The 9,641-nt window shown below is 64.5% G+C and carries 8 protein-coding genes; 3 read left to right on the top strand and 5 right to left on the bottom strand.

What is annotated here, in order from left to right; all coding sequences use genetic code 11:
- The coding region (locus LQR33_RS13005) for a ComEC/Rec2 family competence protein (RefSeq protein WP_231469252.1) at positions 1-1,167 on the top strand (1,167 nt) is incomplete at its 5' end.
- Here LQR33_RS13005 and LQR33_RS13000 read toward each other — a convergent pair.
- From LQR33_RS13000 to LQR33_RS12985, 4 genes are all read right to left on the bottom strand, one after another.
- Positions 1,151-2,044 carry an ATP-binding response regulator gene (locus tag LQR33_RS13000; RefSeq protein ID WP_231469250.1) on the bottom strand — a complete coding sequence of 298 codons (894 nt, stop codon included), beginning with the start codon at positions 2,042-2,044 and terminating at the stop codon, positions 1,151-1,153. The two genes, LQR33_RS13005 and LQR33_RS13000, sit on opposite strands and share 17 nt — an antisense overlap.
- Entirely contained in the window at positions 2,034-4,610 is a 2,577-nt protein-coding gene (locus LQR33_RS12995; RefSeq protein ID WP_231177468.1) for a sensor histidine kinase, read from the bottom strand. Before LQR33_RS12995 ends, LQR33_RS13000 begins: the two co-directional genes overlap by 11 nt.
- Positions 4,611-4,621: 11 nt before the next feature.
- Positions 4,622-5,398 (bottom strand): ParA family protein, encoded by a 777-nt coding sequence (locus LQR33_RS12990; protein ID WP_221667497.1) that lies wholly within the window; start codon positions 5,396-5,398, stop codon positions 4,622-4,624.
- A gap of 72 nt (positions 5,399-5,470) precedes the next feature.
- Positions 5,471-5,950, bottom strand: a complete 480-nt coding sequence (locus LQR33_RS12985; RefSeq protein WP_231177466.1) for a surface-adhesin E family protein — start codon at positions 5,948-5,950, stop codon at positions 5,471-5,473.
- 270 nt (positions 5,951-6,220) lie between these two features.
- Here LQR33_RS12985 and recQ point away from each other — a divergent pair, with 270 nt between their 5' ends.
- Together recQ and argJ are read left to right on the top strand one after the other, a co-directional pair.
- Positions 6,221-8,017: a DNA helicase RecQ gene (gene recQ, locus LQR33_RS12980; RefSeq protein WP_166440969.1), complete on the top strand. Its 1,797-nt coding sequence runs from the start codon at positions 6,221-6,223 to the stop codon at positions 8,015-8,017.
- A 77-nt stretch (positions 8,018-8,094) separates the two neighbouring features.
- Entirely contained in the window at positions 8,095-9,312 is a 1,218-nt protein-coding gene (argJ, locus tag LQR33_RS12975; RefSeq protein ID WP_166440970.1) for a bifunctional glutamate N-acetyltransferase/amino-acid acetyltransferase ArgJ, read from the top strand.
- A gap of 107 nt (positions 9,313-9,419) precedes the next feature.
- Here argJ and LQR33_RS12970 read toward each other — a convergent pair.
- On the bottom strand, positions 9,420-9,641 hold a 222-nt coding region (locus LQR33_RS12970; RefSeq protein ID WP_231469248.1), incomplete at its 5' end, for a hypothetical protein.

Genomic DNA, 9,641 nt, shown 5'->3' with positions numbered 1-9,641 from the left:
GCGTCGGGGCAGTGGGCGGCCGGCATCGCCAGCCTGGCGCCGCTGGCGGCGCTGTTCGGCGGTTTCCCGCTGCTGTCGCCGCTGGCCAATGCCTTGGCCATCCCTTATGTCTCCGTCTTGTTGACTCCCCTGTCGCTGCTGGCCGTCGCCCTGCCCTGGGATGGCTTGTTGCCGCTGGCGGGCTGGCTGGCGCGCGGATTCTACTGGATGGTCGGCGTCTTGGCGCATGGGCCGGCCTGGCACGTGGCCGGCGCGCCATGGGCGTTGCTGGCGCTGGCAGGCATCGGCAGCGTGTGGCTTATCGCGCCGCGCGGCGTGCCCGGCAAGGGGCTGGGCGGATTGCTGCTGCTGCCCTTGCTGGTCTACCGGCCGCCGGGGCCGGAATGGGGCGTCGCCCGCGCCACGGTGCTGGATGTGGGGCAGGGCTTGTCGGTGCTGGTGCAGACGGCCGGCCATGCGCTGCTGTTCGATACCGGCGCGGGCGAGGCCGGACGCGTGGTGCTGCCGCAGCTGCGCGGCCTGGGCGTTGATCGGCTGGACGCGTTGTTGCTGTCGCATCACGACAGCGACCACGACGGCGCGGCGGCGGGCGTGAGGGCCGCGCTGCCGGTGGGGCGGGTGTTGGCGGGACAGCCGGAATCGGCGCCGGGGGCGGCGGGATGCGCGCAGGGGCAGGGCTGGGAATGGGACGGCGTCCGTTTCGACATGCTGGGTCCGCCGCCGGGATGGCGGGCCGACGAGGATAATGCCCGCAGTTGCGTCTTAAGGGTGGCTACGCGGCGGCAAGCGTTGTTGCTGAGCGGCGACGCACCGGCGCGGATGGAGGAGGCGCTGGCGGCCCAGCCTGGCCTGCGTCTGGCCAGCAGCGTGCTGATCGCCGGCCATCACGGCAGCCGCACCGCCAGCAGCGAGGCCTGGCTGGCGGCGGCGAGTCCCAGGCTGGCGGTGGTCAGCGCCGGACATTTGAACCGCTACCGCCATCCGCACCCGCTGGTATTGGAGCGCTTCCAGCGCGCGGGGGCAGCTGTCTTGCGCACCGATCTGGATGGCGCGCTGACACTGGAGATGGGGGACGGGCTGGCCTGGCGCTGCTTGCGCCGCGAAGCGCCTCGCTACTGGCGCGAGGCCGGTCCCTGCGGCGAAGAGGCGGTCAGTCCCCCTGATTGACCAGGGCCACCACGCGATTGCCCTTGTCCTGGTAGCGAAGATCGTCGAATGATAGCTTGCGCGCGATCAGGATGCCGCGGCCGTGGCTGTTCATCAGCGACGACGGCTCGGCGTTCTGGTAGTACTCCCAGTCGAAGCCCGGCCCCATGTCTTCGATGACGAATTGCAGCTGCTTGCCCTGCTGCGTGAACGCCACCGTGATCTCCCGGTCGCGGTAGGTCGGCGCGGACAGCCGGTTTTCCAGCTCCTGCTCCCAGGTGCCGGCGGCGATCAGCTGGCTTTTTTGTTCGTAGCTGATTTCCAGGTTGCCATGCTCGATGGCGTTGACCAGCAGCTCGAACAGGCCGGTGGCCACCCGTTCCGGCTGCGGGCAGGTTTTGGCCAGCAGCGCGGTGATCGCCTGGGCCTCGCGGTGGCTGCGGCAGCGGAAGGTAGCGGCGTTCAGATGCTTGAGCGCGTCGACATGGAGATTGGCCAGCTCCCGGAAATGGGCATAGCGGTCCCAGTGGCCGACCGCGGCGCCGACGATGGCCAGCAGCATGTCGCGGGAAAATGGCTTGGTCAGGTAGTAGAAGGCGCCCGCGGCCAGGCCCTCCTGCACGCTGGAGGCGGCGCCCATCGCGGTCTGCATGATCACCGGCAGGAATTCCAGCCGGGGCTCCGCCTTGATCTTCTTCAGAACGTCGAAGCCGCTCATGCCCGGCATCATCTTGTCCAGCAGCACGGTGGAGTACTGTTCGCCTTCGCTGGACAGGATGTCCCAGGCGATTTCCCCGTTTTCCGCCTGCCGGGTTTCATAGCCGGCGCCCTGAAGCAGCTCCGTCATCAGCTCCAGGTTGAAGGGCTCGTCGTCGACGAGCAGGAGTTTATGAGACATCGGAGTCGTCCTCCTTTAGCTGAAAATGGCAGGGAATCGCGAAAGTGAAGATGGCGCCGCCCTGGGGCAGGTTGCCGGCGGTGATCCAGCCGTGATGGGCATGCATGATCTCGCGGCTGATGGCCAGGCCCAGACCGGTGCCGCCGGCGCCGGTCTTGGTGGTGCTGCTCTGGATGAATTTGTCGAAGATGGTTTCCAGCTCCTTCTCCGGGATGCCGGGACCGCGGTCTTCGACGCTGGTCATGACCCAGTCTGATCCGTCGCGCTCGGTTAGGCATGCCCGCACCTGGATTTCCGAGCCGGCCGGGCTGAACTTGATCGCGTTGGACAGCAGGTTCCGTATTACCTGCCCCAGGCGGAAGGGGTCGATGTCAGCCGCCAGCATCTCCGGCTCGCAGCTCAGCTTCAGCTGGATCTGGTTGCGGCCGGCCATCGGCGTCATTTCGTCGCACGCTTCGCGCAGGCATTGCGTCAGATTGCCGCGGCCGATCGAGTATTCCATCCGTCCCACTTCCATCTTAGCCATGTCCAGCAGATCGTTGAGCAGAGTCAGCAGCCGGCTGCCGCTGGTATTGATGCGGGCGAAGTACTGCTCCGCCTTGGCGTCGCCCTGCCCCTGTGCGCGCAGCTGGCCCATCTCTGTGAAGCCTAGGATGGCGTGCAGCGGAGTGCGCAGCTCATGCGACATATTGGCCAGGAACTCGGTCTTGGCGCGGCTGGTTTCCTCGGCCAGGATCTTGGCGTGGCGCAGCGTTTCCTCGACTGCGCGCTGGGCGGAAATGTCCTGGTACACCCAGATGGTGCCCAGCTTGGGCACCGAGGGGTTGACCGCGCGGCCGTGCAGCCGGCACCAGAACAGCTGGCCCTTGCCGGTGCGCAGCCTCACTTCGGTTTGCACCACCTTGCCATCGTTGAGCAGGCTGTACAGCGCCTTGCCGGTGCGCTCCCATTGCTCTGGATTTTCGAAATAAGGCATGGTGGGCTGACCTATCACGTCCATGCCCTGTTGCTGGAACAGCTCGAGGAAGGCGTGGTTCACCTGGCGCAGGTGGCGATCGACGATATAGGCCATCGCCAGCGGGCTGGCGTCCAGAAGGGCCGCCAGCTGCCGGCTCTGCACCTCGACTTGCTCGGCCAGGCTGTTTTTCAGCCGGATCAGCGCCTCTTCCTGCTCCTTGCGGCGAGAGATGTCGCGGCACACGGTGACGTAGAACCAGTCGTCCGGCATCACCACCCGGCTCAAGGACAGCTCCACCGGCAGACGTTGGGCGTCGCTGCGCAGCAGGTTAGCCTCGAACGGCCGGCCTTCGTGGCGCTGGGCGGTCTGTTCGAACGGGGGGCTGGGTTCTGGCGTGTACAGTTCCGGGAATAGCACGCCGACGGGCAAGTTTTCCAGCGACTGGGCGCTCTGCTCCACCAGTTTGGCGGCGGCCGGATTGACCTGGATGATGTGGCCGTCGCGGTGGATCAGGATGATGGCGTCCGAACTGGCCTGCAATATCGCGCGCTGGCGTGCTTCGCTTTGCGCTAGGGCCTGCTGTGATTGCTCGCGGTCGCTGATCTGTTCGCGCAGCGTGCGGTCGAGCTCCTGCAGCTGTAGGCGCAGGCTCGCCGCGAGCCTTTCCAGCAGCAAGCTGCCGCGCAGTTGCCGTTGTTGCGCCAGCAGGAACAGGGCCAGCACCAGCGCGGATGCCGCGAGGATGATCCAGGCGACCAGGCTGAGCTGGGGGCGAACGGGCTGCAGCGCGTAGGCGCCCAGCTGCAGATCGGTGCCGCCTACCGGGCTGAGGCGGGAGAATATCGGCGAATCAGTCGGCAGCGGGCGGCCCGGCGCGGAGTCCAGCAAAGGCGTGTCCGGCTGGTTTTTGCCCCAGGCCAGCAGCCTGACATGGTGCAGAGGGTTGCCGCTGATCAGCTCGTTGTTTATCGGTTGTATCAGCTTGTCCTGGCGCAGGTGCAGCAGCAGCAGCGTATGGTCGTTGTCCAGGCGGGTGACGACGTCAAGGCGCGGCATCCCGGTATCCAGCGGCTGGCCGGATAGCAACATGGGCTGGTCGCTTCGGCGGGCCAAGTCCAGCACCCATTTGGAGTTGCCCCGGTGGCTGAGGTCCAGGCCCTGGGGCAGCGCGTTGGCGTCGTCAGGGAGGTAGCTGGCCACCGGGTAGTATTGCAATTGGACCGGACTGGCCTGCAGATGCTGGTTTTGCAGGAAGCGAATGCTGGTGGCGATACGGTTTTCAAAAGCGGCGCGGCGGTTTTGCTCCACCAGCTCTATTGTGCCGATGCCGGCGAACACGCTGTCGTCGCGTACGACGCGGCGCGCCAGGTCGGTCAGGCTGTGGGGGGCGTCGGTGCCGGCCAGCTGTTGCGCTAGCATGCGGGAATGCTCGAGCGCGTTTTGTATCTGCAGGACCACGATGCCGGTGCCCAGCGAGCCCCAGTGCTGCAGTTGCTGCTGGCGCTCCTCCCGGTCATGCTCCAGCAGCAGCCAGTATTCGCCCAGCAGCAGACCTAAGCCCAGCAGGCCGCACAACAGCAGCGAGGTGAGGCGGTTCAACCTCGGCATGGGGTCCCTCGTCAGCGATCGCTCAACTCTTGGTACAGCGCCTCGAATTCACGGGATAACTTGTGGCGCGGATCCAGATAGATCATGGGCCGCGCGGCCTGGTGCGATTCGCGGATTTTGACCGACGCGGACAGCGGGGAGGCCAGCACGGGCAGGCCCTCCGCCTTCAACTCGTCCACCAGCCGCACCGGCAGGCTGGCGCGCGGCTGGAACTGGTTGACCACGATGCCCTCGATGAACAGATCGGGATTGTGGTCGGCGCGAATCTCGTCGGCGCTTTCTTTCAGGTTATAGAGGGCGTGGCGCGAGAACGCATCGCAATCGAAGGGGATCAGGCAGCGGTCGGCCGCGATCAGCGCCGAGCGGGTATAGAAATTCAGCGCCGGCGGGGTGTCTATCCAGATCTCGTCGTATTGCGGCGCAAGCTGGTCCAGCGCCTCTTTCAGCTTGAACATCTTGTAGCGTGATTCCAGCTTGGCCATCAGCTCGGACAGCTCGGGATGCGAGGCCAATAGCGACAGGCCGTCGATGCCGGAGCCGCGGACGAATTCGTGCGGCTCCTTGGCGAACAGCGAGATGTTCAGCATCTGCTGGAACAGGTCGGCCAGGCTGGGGCCGGCTTCGCCGCCGTCCGCGCCGAGCAGGTAATGGCTGGCGTTGCCTTGCGGGTCCAGGTCGATCAACAGCACGCGCCGGCCGCGGCTGGCCGCCACCGCCGCCAGATTGACGGCGATGGTGGATTTGCCCACCCCGCCTTTCTGATTGAATACCACGCGTCGGATGGTCATGGAGACTCCTGTAGTTGGGCGGTGCGGCAGGGGAGAGGACGGGGCGCTGTGGGCTTAGGCGTCCGGTGGTTTTCAGAAACCGGGCTGTCCTTTGCAAACCAGCAGCATTTGTTGATAACTGGCGGAGTTCTGCACCACCGGCATGGATTTTATCTGACCGTCATTATAGGAGAAGCTGGCGATCTGGCGGCCGTTTTCGTCGAACAAGGTCATGTCCAGCAAGCGGAAGGTGTGCTGCGCGCAATCGATTTGCCAGGTGTTGAGTGAGGTCTTGTGCCGCGGGGTGGTCAGGAAATTTTCCTTCTTCAGATTGAAGATGGTCTTGCGGTCGCGAAAGGTCGTCACCGCGCCCTGGCGCTTGATCGACAGCAGATCCAGCTCGTTCAGGATATTGCCGTTGGGCGAGACGCCCAGGTTCTGCCAGTCGGCGCTGGCCTGGGCCGGCGCGGGGGCGGAAGGCTTGATAGCTTGGGTCGGCGTGGTCCGTTGCGGCGCGGCGGCGCAGCCGGCCAGCAGAATCGCGGCGGCCAGGGTGGTCAGCAGGGTGCGCATGAATGTCTCCAGAAGATGGCGCCAGTGTCGCATAGCCGGGAGCGCGGGAAAACCGTTTGCGGCGCCGTGGCAGATTTTTGCAGAAAGTCCGGAACTTTACCGCGGCAAGGCCGGTCTTTCGTAGTGCGAGAGCATTTTTCCTCTTCGTTTCACATTGTCTCCATCCAACTTGAGGCCGCCATCACTTGGCGGCCATTTTTTTGCCCGGCTCGTCCCGGGGGACTCCTTGCCGTACAATGGCGTTTTCTCCCGCGCCATCCCGTCCCGCTCATGCACGACGCCGTCTCCATCCTCAATCATATTTTCGGCTACCCGGAATTCCGCGGGCAGCAGCAGGAGATCGTCGAGCAAGTGGCCCATGGCGGCCACGCGCTGGTGCTGATGCCCACCGGCGGCGGCAAGAGCCTGTGCTACCAGATTCCGGCGCTGCTGCGCGATGGCGTCGCCATCGTGGTGTCGCCGCTGATCGCGCTGATGCAAGACCAGGTGGCCACCTTGCAGGAACTGGGCGTCGCAGCGGCCTGCCTCAATTCAGCCACTTCGCAGGACGAGGCGCGCGATATCTCGCGCCAGGCGCGCGCCGGCACGCTGGACTTGCTCTATGTGGCGCCGGAGCGGCTGTTGACGCCGCGTTTTCAGGAGTTCATCGCCAGCCTGAAGATCGCCTTGTTCGCGATCGATGAGGCGCATTGCGTCAGCCATTGGGGCCACGATTTCCGGCCCGAGTATCAGCAGCTGGGCATGCTGGCCGAGCAATTCCCCCATGTGCCGCGCATCGCGCTGACCGCCACCGCCGACGAGCAGACCCGGCTCGACATCATCCATTATCTGAAGTTGTCCGAGGCCAGGGTGTTCCTGTCCAGCTTCGACCGGCCCAATCTGTTCTACCAGGTGGTGGAAAAGCACAACGCCAAGAAGCAGCTGCTGGATTTCATCCGCCAGGAGCACCAGGGCGCCACCGGCATCGTTTACTGCTTGTCGCGCAAGAGGGTGGAGGACACCGCGCAGTGGCTGCGGGAGAACGGCATCGAGGCGCTGGCCTATCATGCCGGCATGAGCCATGCGGAGCGCGAGGCCAACCAGCGGCTGTTCTTGCGCGAGGATGGCATCGTGATGGTGGCCACTGTCGCCTTCGGCATGGGCATAGACAAGCCGGACGTGCGCTTCGTCGCCCACATCGACATGCCCAAGAGTCCGGAAAACTTCTATCAGGAATCCGGCCGCGCCGGCCGCGACGGCCTGCCGTCGGCCAGCTGGCTGTGCTACGGACTCAACGACGTGGTGCAGCTGCGGCAGATGATAGAAGGCGGCGAGATGGCCGAGCTGCAGAAACAAGTGGAATTGAGCAAGCTGGACGCGATGCTGGCCTTCTGCGAAACCGCCGGCTGCCGCCGCCAGCACATCCTGGCGCACTTCGGCGAGGCGAGCAAACCATGCGGCCATTGCGACAACTGCCTGCATCCTCCCATCACCTACGACGCCACCGAACCGGTGCGCAAGCTGCTGTCCTGCATCTATAGAGTGGGGCAGCGCTTCCCGACAGGCCATGTGATCGACGTGCTGCTGGGACGGCAGAACCCCAGCATCGGCCATCATCGCCACGACCAGCTCAGCACTTACGGCATCGGCAGGGACATGAACCAGCGCTGGTGGCGCTCCATCGTCCGCCAACTGGTGGCGCGCCAACTGGTGCAGGTGGACATCGCCCGCGGCCAGTCGCTGGTGCTGACCGACGCCTGCCGGCCGCTGCTGAAGGGCGAGCAGAGCATCTATCTGCGTCCGCTGGCCGACGAGAAGAAATCGCGCGGCAGCGGCGGCGCAGACCGCTGGTTGCGCACCGAGCGCGAAGAGCGGCTGTGGCAGGCGCTGCGGCGCTGGCGCCGCCAGGTGGCCGACGAGCACAATGTGCCGGCCTACGCGGTGTTCTCCGACCGCACGCTGCGCGATCTGGTGGAAAAACGCCCGGACAGCCCGGCCGGCCTGCAGCGCATTTACGGCCTGGGCGAGCTGAAGCTAGCCCGTTACGGCGAGGCGCTGCTGAGCTGCCTGCGAGAGGCGCAGGAATAGGCAAAATGATTTGCCCAGCCATGAATGGCGAAATTCTTATACAATCCGTCGCATATATGTAAATGCTGGAGAATTTCATGGCTGTGAATCTGAATCCCGCGCAAGCCGGCCTGTTGCCGCCGGTCGCCGGCGTCGAACTGCTGGTGGCCGAAGCCGGCATCAAGACCCCGGGCCGCAAGGATGTGCTGGTAGTGAAGTTGGACAAGGGCAATACCGTCGCCGGCGTGTTCACCCGCAACCGTTTCTGCGCGGCGCCGGTGCGGCTGTGCCAGGAGCACTTGGCCGCCGGGGTGCAGATCCGCGCGCTGGTGGTCAACACCGGCAACGCCAACGCCGGCACCGGCTTCGACGGACGCGAGCGCGCATTGTCCGTTTGCCGGGCGGTGGCGGAGCGGAACCAGCTGCAAACCGAACAGGTGCTGCCTTTCTCCACCGGCGTGATTCTGGAGCCGCTGCCGGCCGACAAGATCATCTCTGCGTTGCCGACGCTGCGCCAAGCCGACTGGGCCGAGGCCGCGGAGGCCATCATGACCACCGACACCCTGGCCAAGGCCGCCAGCCGCAAGCTGGACATCGGCGGTAAGCCGGTGACCATCACCGGCATCGCCAAGGGTTCGGGCATGATCCATCCCAATATGGCCACCATGCTGGGCTTTGTCGCCACCGACGCGGCCGTCACCCGTCCGATGCTGAACCAGCTGGTGCGCGAAGTGGCCGACCAGTCGTTCAATAGCATCACCGTGGACGGCGATACCTCCACCAACGACAGCTTCATCCTGATTTCCACCGGGCAGAGCGGCGCGCTGTTGATCGACTCGGCCGAGCAGCCGGCCTATCAACAGTTGAAGCAGGCGCTGCTGGATGTCGCCATCGAACTGGCCCAGGCCATCGTCCGCGACGGCGAAGGCGCCACCAAATTCATCACCGTGGAAGTGAACGGTGGCCGCTCGGTGGCCGAATGCAAAGACGTGGCTTACGCGATCGCCCGTTCACCGCTGGTGAAGACCGCCTTTTTCGCGTCCGATCCGAACCTGGGCCGCTTGCTGGCCGCCATCGGCTATGCCGGCGTCGCCGATCTGGATGTCGAACGTCTCTCCCTATATCTGGATGACGTGCTGGTCGCCTGCGAAGGCGGCCGTAATTCCCTATATAAGGAAGAGCAGGGCCAGGCGGTGATGAACCAGAGCGAAATCACAGTGCGAGTGGAGCTGGGTCGCGGCGCAGCCAGCGCAAGAGTGTGGACCTGCGACTTCTCCTATGAGTATGTGCGGATCAATGCCGACTACCGTAGTTGAGACGGCGGAGCGTGCTAGATAAGTTTGGAAAAGCGCATTTCAAGAGAAAAGTCCCGGGATATCGGGGCTTTTTTCATTTTTCGAATCGGAAATCTTGGGCGGTATAGCTAGTTTCTGTAGGGTTGGGAGAAGTTTCTGAAAAACCCCAATGTATTAATTTGTTTGATATCAGTTGGTTGTGATGATTTTTTAGAAAGCCTCCATGTTTTCTCAAAAAACCTGTTGACCGAGGGGGAGGGCGCAGGTATAGTTCGTCTCCTCAGCTGACGCAGCGAACGAAACAGCGGAAACGAAACGGTTCCGGTGATGACGACGCAGCGGCCAGCACT

Source organism: Chromobacterium piscinae, assembly GCF_021129175.1.
Lineage (GTDB): Bacteria > Pseudomonadota > Gammaproteobacteria > Burkholderiales > Chromobacteriaceae > Chromobacterium > Chromobacterium piscinae.
This window is presented reverse-complemented; position numbering and strand designations above follow the sequence as displayed.

Coding starts and splice junctions, on each gene's coding strand:
- LQR33_RS13000 (WP_231469250.1), bottom strand. CDS start 2,044: ATGTCTCATAAACTCCTGCTCGTCGACGACGAGCCCTTCAACCTGGAG.
- LQR33_RS12995 (WP_231177468.1), bottom strand. CDS start 4,610: ATGCCGAGGTTGAACCGCCTCACCTCGCTGCTGTTGTGCGGCCTGCTG.
- LQR33_RS12990 (WP_221667497.1), bottom strand. CDS start 5,398: ATGACCATCCGACGCGTGGTATTCAATCAGAAAGGCGGGGTGGGCAAA.
- LQR33_RS12985 (WP_231177466.1), bottom strand. CDS start 5,950: ATGCGCACCCTGCTGACCACCCTGGCCGCCGCGATTCTGCTGGCCGGC.
- recQ (WP_166440969.1), top strand. CDS start 6,221: ATGCACGACGCCGTCTCCATCCTCAATCATATTTTCGGCTACCCGGAA.
- argJ (WP_166440970.1), top strand. CDS start 8,095: ATGGCTGTGAATCTGAATCCCGCGCAAGCCGGCCTGTTGCCGCCGGTC.